General features: G+C 40.2%; 18 protein-coding genes. 5 read left to right on the plus strand and 13 right to left on the minus strand.

Translation table 11 applies throughout. The features are described from left to right. Window positions 1-299: 299 nt before the first annotated feature. Together QLQ22_RS14915 and QLQ22_RS14920 are read left to right on the plus strand one after the other, a co-directional pair. Window positions 300-1,262, plus strand: a complete 963-nt coding sequence (locus QLQ22_RS14915) for a S8 family peptidase (protein WP_284015076.1) — start codon at window positions 300-302, stop codon at window positions 1,260-1,262. Beyond that, a complete protein-coding gene (locus tag QLQ22_RS14920) occupies window positions 1,262-2,077 on the plus strand; it encodes an endonuclease I family protein (protein WP_223435771.1) in 816 nt (271 codons plus the stop codon). The genes QLQ22_RS14915 and QLQ22_RS14920 overlap by 1 nt, the downstream gene beginning before the upstream one ends. Before the next feature lie 602 nt (window positions 2,078-2,679). On the opposite strand, the gene QLQ22_RS14925 is transcribed toward QLQ22_RS14920, so the two are convergent. From QLQ22_RS14925 to QLQ22_RS14945, 5 genes are all read right to left on the minus strand, one after another. After that, window positions 2,680-4,062 carry a sensor histidine kinase gene (locus QLQ22_RS14925; protein ID WP_252207068.1) on the minus strand — a complete coding sequence of 461 codons (1,383 nt, stop codon included), beginning with the start codon at window positions 4,060-4,062 and terminating at the stop codon, window positions 2,680-2,682. After that, window positions 4,059-4,733, minus strand: a complete 675-nt coding sequence (locus QLQ22_RS14930) for a response regulator transcription factor (protein WP_252207069.1) — start codon at window positions 4,731-4,733, stop codon at window positions 4,059-4,061. Before QLQ22_RS14930 ends, QLQ22_RS14925 begins: the two co-directional genes overlap by 4 nt. 111 nt (window positions 4,734-4,844) lie before the next feature. Continuing rightward, window positions 4,845-5,522, minus strand: a complete 678-nt coding sequence (locus QLQ22_RS14935; protein WP_252207070.1) for an ABC transporter ATP-binding protein — start codon at window positions 5,520-5,522, stop codon at window positions 4,845-4,847. A gap of 1 nt (window position 5,523) precedes the next feature. Continuing rightward, the gene (locus QLQ22_RS14940; RefSeq protein ID WP_252207071.1) at window positions 5,524-6,558 is read right to left on the minus strand and encodes an ABC transporter permease; all 1,035 of its coding nucleotides are present in this window, start codon (window positions 6,556-6,558) and stop codon (window positions 5,524-5,526) included. 518 nt (window positions 6,559-7,076) lie between these two features. Next, a complete protein-coding gene (locus QLQ22_RS14945; RefSeq protein ID WP_252207072.1) occupies window positions 7,077-7,424 on the minus strand; it encodes a DUF3243 family protein in 348 nt (115 codons plus the stop codon). Window positions 7,425-7,609: 185 nt separating this feature from the next. Between QLQ22_RS14945 and QLQ22_RS14950 the strand changes: the two genes are divergently transcribed. Genes QLQ22_RS14950 through QLQ22_RS14960 form a run of 3 tightly spaced genes read left to right on the plus strand, consistent with a single transcriptional unit; the run spans window position 7,610 to window position 11,282 of the window. Continuing rightward, complete coding sequence (locus QLQ22_RS14950; RefSeq protein WP_284015078.1) at window positions 7,610-8,674, plus strand: GerAB/ArcD/ProY family transporter; 1,065 nt, start codon at window positions 7,610-7,612, stop codon at window positions 8,672-8,674. 9 nt (window positions 8,675-8,683) lie between these two features. Beyond that, window positions 8,684-10,165, plus strand: coding sequence for a spore germination protein (locus QLQ22_RS14955; protein WP_284015079.1), 1,482 nt, complete (start codon window positions 8,684-8,686; stop codon window positions 10,163-10,165). Beyond that, the gene (locus QLQ22_RS14960; RefSeq protein ID WP_252207075.1) at window positions 10,155-11,282 is read left to right on the plus strand and encodes a Ger(x)C family spore germination protein; all 1,128 of its coding nucleotides are present in this window, start codon (window positions 10,155-10,157) and stop codon (window positions 11,280-11,282) included. Before QLQ22_RS14955 ends, QLQ22_RS14960 begins: the two co-directional genes overlap by 11 nt. A 312-nt stretch (window positions 11,283-11,594) precedes the next feature. On the opposite strand, the gene QLQ22_RS14965 is transcribed toward QLQ22_RS14960, so the two are convergent. From QLQ22_RS14965 to QLQ22_RS15000, 8 genes are all read right to left on the minus strand, one after another. Further along, window positions 11,595-12,809, minus strand: a complete 1,215-nt coding sequence (locus QLQ22_RS14965; protein ID WP_252207076.1) for a M20 family metallopeptidase — start codon at window positions 12,807-12,809, stop codon at window positions 11,595-11,597. A 15-nt stretch (window positions 12,810-12,824) separates the two neighbouring features. Further along, the gene (locus QLQ22_RS14970) at window positions 12,825-13,796 is read right to left on the minus strand and encodes a P1 family peptidase (protein ID WP_284015080.1); all 972 of its coding nucleotides are present in this window, start codon (window positions 13,794-13,796) and stop codon (window positions 12,825-12,827) included. Continuing rightward, entirely contained in the window at window positions 13,796-14,353 is a 558-nt protein-coding gene (locus QLQ22_RS14975; protein ID WP_223435784.1) for an ECF transporter S component, read from the minus strand. Before QLQ22_RS14975 ends, QLQ22_RS14970 begins: the two co-directional genes overlap by 1 nt. Before the next feature lie 72 nt (window positions 14,354-14,425). Beyond that, the gene (locus QLQ22_RS14980) at window positions 14,426-15,271 is read right to left on the minus strand and encodes an energy-coupling factor transporter transmembrane component T family protein (protein WP_252207078.1); all 846 of its coding nucleotides are present in this window, start codon (window positions 15,269-15,271) and stop codon (window positions 14,426-14,428) included. A 5-nt stretch (window positions 15,272-15,276) separates the two neighbouring features. Beyond that, window positions 15,277-16,149 (minus strand): energy-coupling factor transporter ATPase, encoded by an 873-nt coding sequence (locus QLQ22_RS14985; RefSeq protein ID WP_223435786.1) that lies wholly within the window; start codon window positions 16,147-16,149, stop codon window positions 15,277-15,279. Further along, on the minus strand, window positions 16,146-17,009 hold the full coding sequence (locus QLQ22_RS14990) for an energy-coupling factor transporter ATPase (RefSeq protein WP_284015081.1): 864 nt from the start codon (window positions 17,007-17,009) through the stop codon (window positions 16,146-16,148). Before QLQ22_RS14990 ends, QLQ22_RS14985 begins: the two co-directional genes overlap by 4 nt. Further along, window positions 17,009-17,782: an SDR family oxidoreductase gene (locus QLQ22_RS14995; RefSeq protein ID WP_284015082.1), complete on the minus strand. Its 774-nt coding sequence runs from the start codon at window positions 17,780-17,782 to the stop codon at window positions 17,009-17,011. Before QLQ22_RS14995 ends, QLQ22_RS14990 begins: the two co-directional genes overlap by 1 nt. Next, entirely contained in the window at window positions 17,779-19,227 is a 1,449-nt protein-coding gene (locus tag QLQ22_RS15000) for an aldehyde dehydrogenase family protein (protein WP_423246206.1), read from the minus strand. Before QLQ22_RS15000 ends, QLQ22_RS14995 begins: the two co-directional genes overlap by 4 nt. Between the last annotated feature and the right edge of the window lie 5 nt (window positions 19,228-19,232).

The raw sequence follows: 19,232 nt of genomic DNA on the forward strand, positions 1-19,232 counted from the left end.
ATTCCTTTAATTAGTGATGCTTATTGTTGTACTAACCTGATTCTTTAGTTTAAGTACATTTCTTCACAGTGTTATTGGTTCTTATTTCATGGTTAAGCCAACTTGTATCTAAACCAGCTAGATGACGTGTTGATCTAAGAAGTCAGTCATGATTATCGTAACCTGGGACAAACGCAAAACAGGAACATTAGTTCGATAAAAACACATCTATTGTAACTGTTTATATAGATTTTGAATTGTTAAACTATTAGTAACTACCAAGAATAAACAGAAAATTAATTCTGCCAGGAGGTATACAAATGGAGCGAAAATTACATTTAATTCCGTATCAAGTAAATGCAGTGGTCGAAGCGGTGTCTGAGGTGCCAAAAGGTATTGAACTGATTGCGGCTCCAAAAATCTGGGAGAAATCGAAAGGGAAGGGAATCACGGTTGCGATATTGGACACAGGCTGCGATGTCACCCATCCTGATTTGAGTGAGCGGATTATCGGAGGACGGAATTTCACTGGTGATGATAATGGAAATCCTGATGTATATACTGACTATAATGGCCATGGAACCCATGTGGCTGGCACAATTGCTGCGGTCCATAACGATACAGGAGTAGTTGGGGTTGCACCTGAAGCGAGTCTACTGATTTTAAAGGTTCTTGATAAAAATGGATCAGGTCAATACGACTGGATCATAAATGGAATTAACTATGCAGTTGAACAAAAGGCGGATATCATTTCCATGAGCCTTGGTGGTTCTGAGGATGTTTCTGAGTTGCATCAAGCTATTCAAAACGCAATCGCTAAGCAAATTCTAGTAGTATGCGCTGCTGGAAATGAGGGAGATGGACAGGATTCTTCAAATGAATTGGCCTATCCTGCCTGCTACAACGAAGTCATTAGCGTTGGAGCTATTAATCTGCAACGCCGTTCTTCTGAATTTTCAAATTCGAATAATGAAGTCGACTTAGTAGCTCCTGGTGAAGAAATCCTTTCAACGTATTTAAAGGGAAAGTATGCAAAACTAAGCGGAACCTCGATGGCAACACCTCATATATCCGGTTCACTTGCGCTCATTAAAGAGATTGCCAACAAAAACTTTGAGCGAAATCTCACAGAGCATGAGCTGTATGCACAATTAATAAAGAGAACGGTTCCGCTAGGAAACTCGCCAAAACTCGAAGGCAACGGATTGCTGTACTTAACAGCAGAGGACTGCTTATCGGATGTGTTCAACCAAAAGATATCTGCTCAGGCGTTGAAATTATAATGGAAAAGCTAGAATTGCTATACAGTGAACGGGAAACGGCCAAGTCAGACTTTTTAAAATATAAAGAAAATCGATCCTATTATGACGAAAAGAAAGATAAGGAAGTCAAGGATCAATATTACCAGAGCATTTCATTCACGGATGCTAATCTGTCAGACAGCCTTCATACATTGCTTGAAAAAACACATACAGATCAGTTAAACTACAGCCCGCACCGTTATGTGTACCCTTGGGTTGATTTGCAGGAAAACGGTCAATTAAAAAGCCTTTATTCTGGAAAAGGGATGAATCCGCTTTCTGTCATAGAGGAGGACGTTCGACTCCATGAAATGCAGGCAAAAGGGTTAATTGGCAGCTTCTCGGAAGATCTATTAAACTGTGAACATGTAGTTCCTCAATCATGGTTCGATAAAAAAGAACCGATGAGAGGAGACTTGCATCATCTATTTGCCTGCGAACCCACCTGCAATAGCAGTCGCAGCAACCATCCTTACTATGATTTCCACGATTATGTCCCTGAAGGATGGATTCTAGGAATCAAAGATGGCTGCGGCAAGACTGAAGAAAGTAAATTCGAACCAGAATACGGCAAAGGAATCGTTGCCAGAGCAACACTCTATTTCCTAATTCGCTATCCAAACACAATAAAAAAAGAACTAGAGAATGTCTCTTTATTGCTAAAATGGCATCAAACATTTCCGGTATCCATCTATGAAAAGCATCGCAACCTAGCTATCTATGAACTTCAAGGCAATCGGAACCCATTTATTGATTTTCCAGAGATGGCAGAGAGTATTGTAACCATAGAAAAATAAAGTGATTGATTGGAAACTCCTTTGTGAAAGGGTCTTTCTAGAATAAAAGATTGAAAGGAGTGCAGCCATTCGGCTTCCTTTTATAATTTTTATGCTTTGTCAGAAAAATATCCAGACGAATATTAAAGGTCCTGCAGCAACTTGCAACAGGCCCGATGTTAAATTTATATAATGACAATTAACTTATTGAATTAAAAAGCCTGTATCAAAGATTACCAAGTAATCATTGATACCGGCTTCTTTTATTTCTTTCCCCTGCATAAAGTTTGATTGCACTTAGAGGTTTCCGTTCCCTTCAAATGATTTACCCCCACAATGATCATTCAAAGAATGAAATACCATGTTTCCAGAGGACTGCTAATCGGATACCAGTGAATGAGAATTGTATGAGCAAGTAGGTCAATCAATCGACATGCTTCGTAAATTACCCACTATCCATCATATTTAAACTCTATATAGAGATCAATTGCGCATTGTTCGTAAATAACCAAATAAGAACGATTTGAGTAGGTGTATATATTCTTTTAAATGAGTTCAAGTATAATTACTTCAGCTTTTTTTACTCTAATGTAACCCTGATTCTTACAAATATCATCTTTTTGCTACCCTTTAGGTAAGGAAATAGTGATTGAAGTCCCCTTTAAAGGTTCACTTTCGATTGAAATACTGCCATGATGCAACTTTACAATCTTTTTCACAATCGAAAGACCAAGACCTGTCCCTTCGGTTTTGCGTGTTCTTGCCTTATCTGCACGATAGAATCTCTCAAACGCCTGTTTTCTCTCATCCTCAGACATTCCAATCCCCTCATCGCGGATTATGATCGTAACCTGATCCTCATTATTATCTGTTTCAATATGAATACTTCCGCCTTTTTCACTATATTTAACCGCATTATTTAAAAGGTTTTCCCATACTGTTTGAAGCAAGGTTGCATTTCCTTTGATATCTTCTGCTTTCAAAGAATGAGAAAGGCTCATTTCTTTTTCCTCTAATTTCCATCTATTGTGGTTAATCGTGTCTAACCATTGTTTATTTATTGAAAGAAGTTTCTGATCTTGAACTGCAAGAGATTCGTCCAAAACGGTTAATGCAAGCAGCTGTTTAGTTAATTCAGACAATCTGGACGTTTCTTGATGAATAATTTTCTGATAAGCGAATTGCTCTTCTTTTGTCACATCAGGCTTATTTAATAACGCAAGGTAGCTTTGAATCGTATGCAGCGGTGACTGAATATCGTGTGAAACATTATTTACGAACTCTTTTCTTTTTGTCATCAGCTGCTTGATTTGCACACGCATTGCATCAAAACTTTCAGCTAATTGGCCGATTTCATCTCGGCGGGAAATGTTAATCGGTTCATCAAACGATTCAGCGGCCAGTTTTTTTGTCACGTTGGTCAAGTGAGTAATTGGATGAATTAATTTCCTTGCAGCAATAATCATGCCAAAAACACTTAAAAGCAATAGACCAATACCAAGACCTCCGAATAAAAAACGAAGCTCTCCAAACAGCAGGCCGATGTTAGGACGAATAAATAGAGCATATTTTGTTCCATCCGCTTCCAATGGAACACCTACTGAATTTTTTAGCTCATTTGCAAAAAATCCTGTCACAAACGTTTCTCTTGGGTAGTCTCGCATTCCATGGTACACTTCCCCGTCAATGACAGTAGAAATAACCTCTTTGGGCAAAGTTTTATCCCGGTACTCCCCTCCATAGAAAGAACCGCTTCCGCTTTGATCCTCCACATATAGCTGATAACCGGATGCGCCCAGCATTTCAAAAGCATCACTTAGCTGATCGGAACTCAAACCTTCTAAATATGCCGACATCTCAGCCGCAATCGCTGCATTCTTCTTATCATTTTCTTTTTTTACATACTGGTGATAATACGTATTCATAACAAAGAAGGATGTTAAACTGCTGATGATCATTGTAATGAGAGTAAACCAAACGAACTTCAGGTAGAGTGAATGGGTCATGTCAGCTCCTCCAGCTTATACCCTACTCCGCGGACTGTTGTAATTTGTATATCAGGCGCCTTGCTGGAAAGCCTGCTGCGGATTCGTTTCATATGAACATTGACAGTCTGGTCATCACCTGTGTAGTCTATTCCCCACACACTTTCAATTATTTGTTCGCGGGTAAACACATGATTTGGACGAGATGCGAGAAGGCTCAGGACTTCGAATTCTTTAAGCGGAAGCATCAGCGTCCCGCTTTCCGCCTGAACTTCATAGCTTCTGCGGTCAATTTTGATAGAACCAATAATCAGGAGCTCATCCTGATGTTTTTGATATCTTCTTAAAATAGCTTGTATTCTATATAGTAATTCTTTAAATTCAAATGGTTTTACGACATAATCATCTGTTCCTGATTGAAATCCCTTTTCTTTGTCTTCTATGTGATGCCTTGCCGTTAATAAGATGACAGGCACCTCGCAAATATTTTTCATTTCTCTTGTTACTTCAAAACCATTTAAACCAGGCATCATAATGTCTATTACAGCTAAGTCGACCGACGTTTTATTTAATATGGAAAGAGCTTCCTTACCAGAATAGGCGCCGATTGCATTATAGCCTGCTCGATTTAACTCTATCTGGATATACTTCACCATATCCTGATCATCGTCCACTACTAAAATTCTTTTCATGTTCTCTTCCCCTTAGATAAGAAATAAACCTATCATTCACTATTGTAATCAAATTAATATGGACAAAATCAGACCGCCTCAGATTCCGGCAGTCTTTTCATGATTATTGCATTAATTGAAAACCAGCCCATCCCTTATTGTAACGACTTTGTCTGCATAAAGAAGCATTTCTTCGTCGTGAGTAACCATCATTGTGGTAATCTTCATCGTTTTTGTTAATTGTTTGATTAATTTCATTATATCTTTTGATCTTTTAGAATCTAAACTGGCTGTCGGTTCATCCGCAAATAAGATTTTTGGTTTGTGTATCAAGGCTCTGGCTACAGCAGCTCTCTGTTTTTCTCCACCTGATAAAGATTGGGGATATGCATCCTTCCGATGATACAGATCTGTCAATTTTAGCAGCTTTGCTGCTTCGTCTCTTTGTTCCTGTTTCTTTAGCTTTGTTTCAGAGAGTTTAAGCATGAGAATTAGCTGATCTTGAACCGTAAGAAATGGGACCAGATGAGAAGCTTGAAAAATAAAGCCAAACTGATTGGCTCTCAAATTTCTGATTTGGTCTTGACTCATTTCACTTACATTTTCACCGTTAAAAAGAATATTCCCATGTGTTGCACGCTGAAGTCCTGCAGCAATCGTCAAAAGCGTACTCTTCCCTGAACCTGAGGCCCCTACTAACGCAGTGATTTCACCTTCTTTAAGAGATAGGCTAATTCCTTTTAATACTTGTTCTTCCTCTTCACCATAAATGAACGTTTTCTTCACATCATTCAGCTGTAATATTGTCATTTTACCCTTCTCCCTGTTGTATGGCTTTTAATGGTTCGACTTTTTTTATTTGAATACCTGATAATGTAGCCCCAATGAACCCAACTGCTATAAAAACGAGTGAAAACTGAAAACTGGTTTTGGCCGGCAAATAAAATGGCAATCCCTCAGGAGCAACGGTTTCTAACGCTTGGCTCAATAGAACTGATATTCCAAGTGAAGCGAGCGTGATGATCATCATTTGGCTCCACATCATAACAAACAACGACCTCGTTTTCATGCCAATGGCTTTTAATATTCCGTACAGCCCTATTTTTTGAACATTCATCATGTAGAAAAAAATAGTAAACAGCATGCCGCTTATGACTATTAAAAACCAGGAAATCATATTCAGGGACATCTGCTCCGCGCTATAGCTGGGAATTGTGCTGAGGAACTCGTCATTCGTAAAAGACTGAAGTCCGGTAATAGATGGAGCCTCAACTAGTTCTGGAATAAAGATTAACTGCATCTCAGTTCCTTTAAAAATTTCTTTGTAATCTTCTCTATGAATAAAAGCTGCAGGAGCATGACTGAATTTCTTGTGATCTGCAAACCCTTTTACGATCAGTTCTTTACTATATTGTTTGTTTTTTACCTTATCTCCTATTTTCACTCCTTCATCTTTTAAAGAACGATCTAGAATCACTTCTCCTTTTCCGACCTCTTCAAAAAATGGCGAATGAGCTGCTGCCACAAATGCAACACTATGCTGCTTATCTTGATCATCGTTTATAAAACCCATTTGGATTGCAAGGACAGATGCCTGTTTATTTTCCGCAAGGACATTTCCCTCAATCTTTTTATCAATCTTAGATGCGAGATAATTTTCTTCAGCATCTGCATTCATATAGAAATGACCATCAGGCAAATCTTTTATCAGAGATGCATTATCTTTGGATAATCCATTTGAAAGCCCAGAAATCATAAACGTCAGAAAACTCACTAAAAAAATGATGAATCCTAAAATGATAAAACGGGCCTTGTTTTTTTTGATTTCCTTCCATGCCAGAATCATTTTGCTTCCTCCAATTCTCTTGATACGAAAATTATAAATAAGCAAGGTGAACACAACATGAACGGGAGATTACAAACGTACAGCATAAAAAACCTGTAACAGGTTCGAAGTCCGTTAACAGGTTTTTTAATGGTTTGTTAATTTTGCTTATTAATAGTGCTTTTCTTTATTAATTCTTTATAAGCAGCAATCTTATCATCAAGCTTTTTTCCAGTAGCCCCCAGCGTCTTAATTGTTTGTGAATCGATTTTTTGTGATTTTCAAACAGCTGCATCCGAGAATTTGTTGTTTGTTCTCCTTCTAAGAATAATTGAGCATCTGCTAAAGAAATGGCAGTTTTTATGTTTCTATGCTGGACCTTTACGACATTGAAAAAATGGTCGGCATTGTGGACGCGGCATACGTATGAGTTTAACCTCTATCACCCTATCTTTTATTATGCCGAACGATCCTGCCGTTCCCATTCATAAAAGAAAAAACTAGGGCGGAAAATTCCGCTCTAGTTTTTTCTAATGATTTTATGCGTTCTCTTTTCCAACAAGCCTGACAAGCATATGCGCCAATTGATGGCGCTGTTCGTGCCCGCCTGCTTTCCAAAGTTCCTGAAGCAATTTTTCTTCTCTATTTCTCGGTTCCTCATTTTCAGCAAGGTATGCTGCTACCTTTTCTGCTGTTTTGGCTAATTGTTCTTCATTTAGTCCGAGTTTTTCGCCTAGTGCCACCCTTTTCCCCAAATACTGTTTAAAGCTTTCAAAACTCCCCAGAATATCTTCCATCTTTTCATCAGGAATCGTCGCTATGCGGCTTTCAACTTTTTCTGTTTCCAGACCTTCATTTTTATTAATAATATGATTTTGTTCTGACATTTGAATCCATCCCTTCTTTATATAAGCGTCGTTCTATTAGTTTTTTACCCGCTTTTTTCATATCGAAACTTATTAACTCTTTACTGCCTGACTATGTTGAAAATCAGGGAAACACCACCAAATTATCGTATAAAACCCATTTTTTAACTAAATACTAACTTTTATTAATAACAATGGGGGAAAACATGCGAATTCAGCCAGGAATTGCTCCTATCCATATCTATTTCATGATTATCATGTCTTCCGGATTAGTCAATCACGTTCTTATCTTACCGCTTATTCTTTCGGCTGCCGGGCGAGACTCATGGCTCAGTGTTGCTGTTTCAATCGTTCCTTATATCATTTGGATTCTATTAATAGGTGCAGTTACTAAAAAGATTGGAAATCAAAACCTTTTAGACTATTTGAAGTCTCGTCTTGGAAGTGTTCCTGTTTTTCTGTTATCAGTGATTTTGTTCCTATATTTTTATTTGAATGCTGCAGTGACCTTCAGAGATACAGTTACTTGGACAAAAACCAATTATTTGATGAATACTCCACCGCTTGTTCTTTGCATTTTGTTAGGCTTACTGTGTTTTTTCGGAACATATAAAGGTATTCAGGAATTAGGCATTGTTGCTATGATTGCTCTTCCGCTGGTTGTTGCCTTTGGTTTTTTCATCGCAATTGGAAATATTCAGCATAAGGATTACTCCATGCTTCTTCCCATCGCTGAACATGGACCAGGACCAATAATAAAGGGCACAACCTACGTTTTTTCTGGACTTACAGAATTATGCACGCTTTTATTTATGGTCCAGTATACGAATAAGCCTTTGAAATGGAAGCATATTTTCCTGGTGGCTTTTATCTTAATGGGACTCATGCTTGGTCCTTTGATGGCAGCAATCGCTGAGTTTGGACCATACGAGGCAAGCAAGCTCCGCTATCCTGCATTTGAGCAATGGAAGCTCCTTACCATCAGCAAAGAAATTACCAGAATGGATTTTCTGTCCATTTTCCAATGGATTTCAGGAGCGTTTATCCGAATCAGTTTCCTTATTTATATAGGATCACATTTGATTAATGCAAGGAAATATAGAATTTGGATAATAAGTCTTTTATACATTCTGGTAATCGGCTATACACTTGCTCCAATATCTAACCTTGTCATTTTCAGGTATCTCTATCATTACTTTTTTCCCTTCCAGATGTACGTTATGATTCCGCTCATCAGCATCATTTGTATTTACGTCCTACTTAAGAAATGAGGAAACTGTATGACACATAATGCTGCCGCTAATGTCAAAGCTATTGTACTAAATGAATTTTTGTCCTATTTTCAAAACAATATGGATGTGGTCATTAAGAAACGCTTATTTACTGAAGAATTTCCTTGCGGTTATACGCTTTTGTTTTGCAAGGGGTTAACAGATGTTCAGATTATGGAGGAAACGCTGCTTCCTTTTTTGACATCAATAATCGAAAAAGGTGAAACTTTAGATTGTCAATCGATAGGAAACCGTTTTACAGTAAACAAGCTTTCCCTTACTGATCAAGAGCTTCAGTTGATAGAACGCAGTCTGTTTTCAGGCAATGTTCTAATAACAAAAGATCATGGAAGCTATGTTTATTCAATTGATCTATCAAACACACCTAAAAGAAGCCCTGAAGAATCCAATACAGAAATTTCGATCAGAGGAGCGCGAGATGGATTTATTGAGGATTTAGAAACGAATTTCGCCCTAATTAGAAAACGATTTAAATCTTCCTCGCTGCATAGTAAATCCTATACGATCGGAAAGAGAAGCCAGACTTCTGTATCTCTGCTGTATGTAAATGATATTATCGATCAGGATTTAGTAAAACGGGTTCATCATCGTCTCACACAATTAGATCTTGATGTTTTGGTGAGCAGCAGTGATTTAGAAGAGGCCTTATCAGATCATTACTTTTCTATTTTTCCTTTACTTGATAATACAGGACGTCCTGATTATGCCGTTCAATCCTTGGTTCAGGGTCATTTCATCATTATTGTCGATGGATCCCCTACGGTCCTGATAGGACCAGCGACACTAGGGATTACATTAAAATCACCAGAGGATTCAAACGCAAGTTTTTATATGGTTACTTTTGAACGGCTTCTGCGTTTTACGGGATTATTTACAACGATTTCACTCCCTGGTCTGTGGGTTGCGCTAACAACCTTCCACCAGGATCAGCTCCCTTATCCGCTGCTTGCAACTCTTACTCTTTCTCGAACCGGACTTCCTTTATCCTTGCCGCTTGAGATGATGATTATGGTCGTATTGTTCGAATTGTTTAAAGAAGCTGGCGCAAGGCTGCCGAGGGCAGTCGGTCAGACTGTAGCTGTATTGGGAGGGTTAATCGTAGGAGATGCAGCCATTCGTGCAGGTCTTACTTCCCCTACTACACTTGTTGTTGTAGCAATCACCATGATCGCAAGCTATACATTCGTGAACCAATCGTTAAGCGGAAATTTGCTTTTTTTACGTGTTTATACCCTCTTGATGTGCGGTTTGTTTGGATTATTCGGCTTTTTTATATCAATGCTCAGCTTATTTTTGCTTCTGGGGTCCTTGCGTTCATTTGACTATCCTTACTTGGCAACATTGGCTGCACCTAATGTTTCAGACTTTCTAAAAACATTTCTCAAACTGCCTTTTCCGCTTATGAAACAAAGAGATAAATCGATGTTTCCTCAGGACTCATCCCGTCAAGGTGACAACAATGATCACTAAACATATAAAACTTTTTCTGCTGCTTTTTTCGATCAGTACCGTTCTGAGCGGATGCTGGGGAAGCCGGGGAATTAGCGATCAGCTTTATATTGAGGCATTAGGAGTGGACTATAAAGATGGAAAGTATATTGTATACACAGAATCTGCCGTTTTTTCTTCCATAGCAAAGCAAGAAGCTGGAGGATCCCAGCCTTCGGAGTCCCCAGTACTGGTAGGAAAAGAGGAAGCAGATAGCTTAACGATGGCGTTCAGGAAATTGGAGAAGGCATCCCAATATCCCCTGTACTATGGCCACATACAGGTAATCTTGCTAAGTGAGAGGGTTATTAATCAAAAGTTAGAAGAAGTTATCTCTCACATAGGCCATGATCCGTTAATCAGATATACCTCTTGGGTTTTCGGCACATCTGAGGATTTGTCAGAAGTTTTGAAAACAAAGTCTCTCTTTAATCAGGCACCAACATATAAAGTCATGTTTCATCCTGACATTATGCTTAGCCGGAATCATGCTGTAAATCCTTTAAAAATGCAGATGCTGATGAGAGGCGGCAATGAGCCTTATGGATCGATCCTGATTCCGAATGTTATTATCTCTCAGGGAAAATGGCAGGAAGATGAAAAAAAGCCCCCCACCCCTCAAGTAAATGGAGGTTTTATTGTATCCAAGATGAAATCCAAGGGATTTTTGAGTTACGAAGATCTTTCAGGACTACAATGGTTAACAGAGGAGCAAAAAGAAAATAAACTTGAAATCCCTCATGAAAAAACTGTCGTTGAACTCTTGGTGAAGGGCTATAAAATCACTCTTCATCAACCTGTAAAGGATGGATTGCACTATACTGTTAAATTGAATACTAAGGCTTTCATTGATGAAAGTGTAGATGAACCTTCACTGACCAGTTTAAAGAAAAAAATCAAACAAGAAATTAAAAATGATGTACAGCGCACATATGAAAACGGAATTAAGCTGGACGCAGATTTGTATAATTTGACTGCATCCACATACCGCTCATCACCTGAACTCACAAAAAAATATAAGCTGCGGGAAGATTCTCTGTCTGAGATCCAAATAGAAGTTGTCATTGTGAATGCCGGAAGTCAGAAATACAAAGAGTAATATGATGTTTGGTAAAGGTCACTCTTTAGCCCCGGAAAAATAAAATGGAGTGTCGTTCCAGAACCATGTACCACGGAGGCTCAAAGCGGATTTCATTCCATGGCCCAGATTTTTCTCATCCGATTAGTCTATATATACACCTGCCCACCATGAAAGAACAGGCACTTCTAGCCGTTTTCACAGTGAAAAAAGGGTGTGCCAAAAGTTAGCCTCATGACACACCTCTTTTATTCAACTTCCCATCAATATTATTTCATTTAATAGAATGAACTGATTATATGATTGTTGATGTTATTTTTACTGTGTAGAGTTCTACTTTAAAAAGTTAAGAGCAGAAAGTGTGTAGATTTGCACAGTTTCAACGAGCTCATCAATATCAACATATTCATCGGCATGATGGGGAATATGGCGGTCACCTGCTCCTGTTGTAATGATCGGCACACCTGCAAGGTGAAGGAACGTCCCGTCTGTCGCCCCAGGGACCCCATTGTATACGGGTTCTTTGCCTGTAACCTGCTTATAAGCCTGAGCTACTGCTTGTACCACCTCATGATCTTTTGATGTTTCTGTCCAAGGTCTGTCTTCAATCAATTCAAGTGTAGCTTTGAAATGTGGATCTTCTTTACCCAGCTGTTCAATAATGACTTCTATTTCTTTCCTCAATTGATGATGCTCTTGCCCGGGAACCGTCCGAATATCCAGTGTAGTCATACATTGTGCGGGAACTACATTGATTTGCGGTTCTCCCTTAACCGGCGCTTGCAAGATAGTTGGAGTAATACTAGGCCATCCAAGATAGGGATGTTCACCCATCCGTTCTTTTTCCCGCTGTTCCAATTGGTCCAATTCTACGATTAATTTAGCCATTCGTGTATTTGGATTAATTCCGGTGAGCGGCATCGCACCATGAGCCATTTTTCCGTAAGTTTTTAATACAATGCGCATCGCCCCTTTTTGTGTAATACAGAGCTGATTCTCCTCAGGTTCACAGATAATAGCTCCATCCACTCCATCTGCCCATCCTTTTTTTATAAAATCTTTAATTCCGATCATCATTCCCTCTTCATCGCATGGGATACAAAGGATTATTTTCCCATTAAAAGCAGCGTCTGATTTTTTTATAGAATGAACAGCAGAAATGGCTGCAGCAAGGTTTCCTTTCGTATCACAAGAACCTCTGCCATAAATTCTGCCATTGCTGACTTCTCCGCCAAAAGGATCATATGTCCATGAATCAATATCTCCTTCAGTCACTACATCCGTATGTCCTTCAAATAAGAGAGTTTTGCCTGGAATGCCAGAGTCATAAACCGCAATAACATTTGGCCGTCCTGGCACCACTTCTTCATAATAAACTTCTAATCCGATGTTCTTAAGATAGTCAACTATGAACCGGGCGACTTTTTCCTCGTTTCCGCCCTCGACATTTGGACGATAGACACTTTGTATACGAATAAGACTCCTTGTCAGTTCAATCACTTCTTTTTTATCAATAAAAGGAAGAATAGATTCTATCGCTGCTGTCATGGCAAACGTCCTTTCTTAATGAGATTCATTGACTTCGTTACTTGATGGAAAGCCCTTAATTCCTTCTGCATTCTTAACAGCCAGAATGACCGCTTCTGCCAAAATGTCAGCAGCAATCGTTCCAATCAGGTCAACTGATGCACTCATATCCCCCGTACTCAGGGAAAAGATTGTGTCTCCATCAAACATCGTATGCACAGGATAGATGGTTCTCGCTAATCCATTATGTGCCATGGAGGCTACTTTAGAGGCCTGCGATTTAGTTAACTTCGCATTGCAGGCGACTACCCCTATTGTTGTATTGGCACCGGGCTTTAGGGGAATGGCAGGCTGCTCTAGCATCCATTCTAAACTGCTCTTTATTTTCCCCTGATCATCTCTGGCACCGGCAATCACTTCTCCCGTTTCGGGATTTCGAATTTCCCCCATCGCATTAACTGCAACAATGGCTCCTACAACCAAACCATTTGGAAAAATTTTAGACGCGGAACCAAGCCCGCCCTTCATAGCCCGATGGTGGCCAGCTATTTTTCCAACCGTAGCCCCGCAGCCCGCTCCTGAGTTACCTAACGGGAAATATCCTCTTTTTGCGTTTGATGCAGCCTTATATCCCATTTTCTGATCTGGACGAATAGAAGGATCCCCTACGGGCAAATCAAACAGGACAGCTGAGGGAACAATCGGAACCACTCCTGCACCTACATCCAGACCAATACCTTTCTTTTCCAAAAACTGCATAACACCACTTGCTGCATCAAGGCCATAGGCACTTCCTCCCGCCAGGCAGATACTGTGAACCCGGTCTATAAGGTTCACTGGATTCAGTAAATCGGTTTCCCTTGTTCCTGGAGCTGAACCCCTAACATCTACTCCGCATACAGCACCTTTCTCCAACAATAAAACGGTACAGCCCGTATAACCTAATTTGTCCTCTTCATTCCCTACTTTTACACCAGGAACGTCTGTTATGTTATGAAACCGTTCCACTACAATTCTCCTGAAATCTTTGATTTCTTGTTTCCGCTATGGTCCAGCTTTTTCCATGCGACAACCACCGCAAGCGTAATGATCACGGAAACAATTGCTTCCGGTATTCCGTTGGTTACAGCAATCGTAACCGCGACACCTGGAGCAATATATCCTCTGATTACCGCCATTGTCAAAACAAGCAGCGTATTGGTAAATGCACCTACAAATCCTGCCACCCCAATAGCGGCATATTCGTTGACTCTCTTCAAGGAAATGTAAGATAAATAGGCTGTTACTCCAATAAACAATCGCGGCAGTATAGCAACCAGCGGGTCTTTGAATAACGGAATGGTTGCATCAAGGAACGAAGACACACCGAAGATCAGTCCAATGACTAATCCAACAAACGGGCCTTGCATGACTCCTCCTATTATTGCCGGGACATGCATGATAGTAGCGTTCCCCGCTGCAGTTGGAACAGGAATAAAACCTAATCGGGTGACACCAAGCAAAATAGCTACTGCTCCTAATACTCCGGCAATGACAATCTTTCTAGTGGTTAGACCTTTTTCCATTCGATTACCCTCCTTATTTTTTCAGACTGCTAGAATGGTATTGCATTTTAAATAATAGAAATGGATTAAAATCTAATAGGGAAATGGAAATGCCAATAATAGAATAGTAAATAGAATACAGAAAAGGAGTGCACGATAATCTCTGCTTTGAGCTTTATATTTTGTATAAATTGACCGTTCACTCCCCGGGGTATAGCATCTGGATTCCATAGCAAGCACTAAATCTTCAGCCCTCGCCATCGCAACATTGAATAATGGAATGATAATCGGAAAGACATCCTTGGTCCGCTGGATAATTCTCCACCATGCTCCTGTGCCAAATTCTGCCCCTCTTGAGGCTTGAGCTTTCATCATTTTTTCCATTTCCACTGCAAATGTAGGAACAAAGCGAATCGCAATCGTAATGATTAGAGCAAATTCATGAACCGGAAACTTAACATGCTTTAAAGGTCTTAACAGACTTTCGATACCATGTGTAATTTGTGTGGTTGAAGTGCTTAAGGTTAATACACTGCTTAAAAAAATGATTTCAATAAATCGAAGGGCAGAAACGATTACCAGACGAACGCTGTCACTAGTAATAAGAATAAATCCATAATCGACAAAAACCGTTCCGCCTGAAGCAATTTCGCTATAGAATAACAGCTGCAATACCGCTAAGATCAAAATGAAAGGGACAGCCGGCTTGACTCCTGACAAACCATAGCTAATCGGAATACGTGACATATAAAATAAATAACATGCAAAAGCTAGTGCAATTATATTTCCCCCATATGTGTCACAAATAGCCATTGCTATGACAAGGATGGTAAATGCCAAGAGCTTCATGCGAGGATCCATACGATGAATGAGAGAACCTGTGGGCAAATACTGCCCTATGGTAATATTTCGGGTTAACTCGAATTCAAAACCAGCCATTTTCCTCACCTCCTATTTGACTGAATGACAGAAACCAGTTCTTTTGCTGCAGCCTCTATTTCATATGCATTAAGATTGACAGAATATCCTCGTTCTTTTAGCTGCGCCAGAATCTCCACCGTTTGAGGTGCTCCAATATGATGTTTTGCCAGGATTTCGGAATTGCCGAATATGTTTCCCGGTGTTCCTTCAATCAGATTTCTTCCTTCTGCTAAAACGTAAATTCGATTTGCTAAATACGCAACTTCCTCCATGTTGTGAGAGACAAAAATGACTGTCATATTTTCCTTTTTGTTCAACTGAAGTATTTGCTCCAAAAGTTCCTGTCTTGACCTTGGATCAAGGCCTGCTGTCGGCTCGTCCAATACCAAAATTTCAGGCTTTAAAGCAAGCACCCCGGCCAGAGCGACTTTTCTTTTTTGGCCGCCGCTTAAGGCATAGGCAGCACGATCTTTCAGGTCTTCAAAGGAAAGCCCAACCAATTCCATTGCCCATTTCACACGGTCTCTTACTTCTTTTAAAGGAAGTCCCATCTTTAATGGGCCATAAGCAATATCATCACCGATCAATTTTTCGAAAATCTGATCCTCTGGATTCTGAAACACAAGGCCGACCTTTCTCCGCAGCGCTTTTACATCTAGTTTTGGATTAGATAAATGCTGGCCGTCCACTATAACATTACCCTGCTGGGGGCGCATCAGCCCATTAAAGTGCTGAATTAAGGTCGATTTGCCTGACCCTGTATGTCCAATAATTGCTATACATTCCCCCTTATCAACACGTAAACTTACTCCGGAGAGGGCCTTGTGTTCAAGAGGTGTCTTTTCCATATAGATATGATGTAAGTCCTTCACTTCAAGAATGGGAAATTCACTCAACCTGCATACACCCCTCTTTTGGCTGATAAACGGATAACCTCTTGAACGATCTCGTTATTATGAATCAAATCAGCCTCATATTCATTGTCATATTTATGAATCAGCCTTGCTAATTGGCTGGCTACAGGGACATCCAGCTGCAATTGATGCAGCAGTTCATGCTGCTGAAAAATTTCTCTTGGTGCACCATCCAATACGATTTGACCTTTTTCAATGACAATAACCCGGCTTGCTTCAGCTACCTCTGACATATGGTGGGTTACAGTAATGATCGTCATACCGTCGTTATTAAGCTTGCGGACAACATCCAGAATATCTCTTCTTCCATAAGTGTCCAGCATACTGGTCGCTTCATCCAGTACAATGCAATCAGGCTTCATCGCAAGGATTCCCGCAATAGCAACCCGCTGCTTCTGGCCTCCTGAGAGATGATGAGGAGGGCGATTCCGAAATGCACTCATCCCAACCGCTTCTAATGCAAAATCAATTCTTGCCTTCATTTCTGAAGCAGGTACTCCGATATTCTCCAGCCCAAAAGCTACATCATCTTCAACAATCGTCGAGACAATCTGGTTATCGGGATGCTGAAAGACCATCCCTACTTTTTGACGGATCTCACGGAGCAGTCCTCCATCTCTGGTATTTAAACCATCCACAAAAATATCGCCAAGCTGCGGAGTTAGAATTCCGTTAAAATGCTTTGACAGCGTTGACTTTCCAGAGCCATTATGACCAATTATCGCCACATATTCACCCGGATGTACATCAAAGGTAACGTTCTGCAGAACAGGAACAGTCTTTTGGTTGTTAATTGTATATTCAAACGAAATTCCGTCTATTTTAATGAATGGTTTACTCATTACACTCCCCTTCCTCCATCAACATTCATGATTTCCCCAGTAATAGCCCTGGCGAGATCAGAAGCAAGATATAGTGCCGCTTGGGCAATATCCTCCGGCTGAATTAACGTACCTAAAGGAACACTTTCAAGAAAAATTTTCTTTTTATCCTCTTCTACTTTTTGAGAATCGCCAGGTAAAAATCTCTCAAGCATTGGTGTTTCAGCAGGGCCTGGATTAATGGCATTGACCCGTATTTTAAAAGGAGCCAATTCCAGCGCCAATGCCCTGGTTAACATAATCGCTGCTCCTTTAGATGCACAATATGCATTTAATCCTGGCCTGGCCCTTATTCCTGCTATCGATGCGATATTTATAATCGATCCTTTTTCCTTTCTTTTCATAATAGGAACAAGATGACGGGTTGTTAGAAAAATCGATTTCAAATTAACAGACATAATTTTATCCCATTCACTTAAGCTCATTTCTTCTATCGGGGTAAAGAATTGCGGAACGCCGGCACAATTAATCAGAATATCTATATCTTCAAATTCATTAAATGCCTCTTTGACAAGATTTTGGACACTTTCGTCATCTCCTACATCTGTGTAAACCGCCTTAACGTGCCCTGTTCGATCTATTTCTTTCGCCGTCAGGTCTGCTGCATCTTTATTTATGTCAGATAGAACCACGTTTGCCCCTTGTGCTGCAAACAATTTAGCTGCAGCTTTTCCCATACCTGAGCCCGCACCTGTAATAATGGCTGTTTTTCCTTCTAACAATCTTGCTGTCACAGGTTCATCACCACCATTCGCTCATCTGTCATTTCTTGAATCGCATAGTGCGGCCCTTCCTTCCCAAGGCCACTGTTTTTCACTCCCCCATAAGGCATAACGTCATTTCGATAAGTGGATACATCATTAATAATGACTCCACCGTATTCCAGAACTTTTGCCGCCCTCATAGCCAGCTGCAAATCACGTGTGAAAATTCCTGCCTGTAAACCATATTCTGATTGATTAGCAGAATGAAAGGCCTCTTCAATATCTTGATAAGGGATGATACAAACGATTGGGGCAAAGACTTCTTTACATACAACCTTCATGGCAGGATTCGTGTCAACGAGTACCACTGGATATAAGACCGCTCCTTCCCTCTTTAATGGAAGCAAAGATTTGGCACCTTGTTCTATGGCTTCTTTCACCCATTCCTCTGATCGAATAGCATCTTTCTCACTGATCATCGGGCCCACATCTGTTTCTGTTTTTTCAGGATCGCCGACTATCAGCTGCTGAACATGCGATAAGTAGTTTTCCGTAAACTCTTTTAATACCGATTGATGGACATATAAGCGCTGTACAGCTATACAGGCTTGTCCTGCATTATGAAAACTTCGGCTTGCTGTCAGTTTTGCAGCAAGTTCGAGATCTGCATCATTATGAACAATATTTGGAGAATTGTTTCCCAGTTCAAGCGCCACAGGCCTCAGTCCGCTTCGTTCTTTAATATGCTTGCCTACTTCACCAGAACCCGTGAACGTATACATGGCAATTCGTTCATCTTCCAATAGCCACTCTCCCACTTCACTTCCTGTTCCGGTAATGATGTTCACATATCCCTTGGGAAGACCTGCCTCTTCTAAGAGTTCTACTAGCTGAAAGGTCGCAAGAGGAGTTGAAGTTGCTGGTTTAATTACAATGGTGTTTCCAGCCGCAAGAGCTGGCGCTATTTTATGGATGCCCAATAATAAAGGATAATTGAATGGAGTAATCACTCCTATGACCCCTTTAGGAACACGTATGGTAAATCCCAGCCGGTTATCTGATCCTTCTGTCGCCTGAAGAGGAATCATTTCTCCTGCTATTCGTTTAGCTTCTTCAGCAGACAATCGAATCGTGTTAATCGTGCGATCCAGTTCCCCTGATGCATCTTTGCGTGTTTTTCCAACTTCTCTTACTAATGAAACCTCAAAATCCTCTCGTCTTTGTTCCATTAAGTCTGCTGCTTTTGATAGAATATTAGACCGTTGATAGGCAGTTAATTTGTCTGATTTAAAGATTTTTTCAGCTGCACTCACGGCTTCCTTTACATGTTGTTTTTCCGCTTTAGAGATTGATGCAATCAATTCACCTGTGTACTTGTGGTAGACAGGAATATGATGGACTGTGTGAACTTGTTCACCGTTAATATATAAATGGAAGTTTTTATGATTCAGCAGGGAAGTTTGTGCCTCAGTCATCATTT

The organism is Metabacillus hrfriensis, from assembly GCF_030127205.1.
Classification (GTDB): domain Bacteria; phylum Bacillota; class Bacilli; order Bacillales; family Bacillaceae; genus Bacillus_P; species Bacillus_P dongyingensis.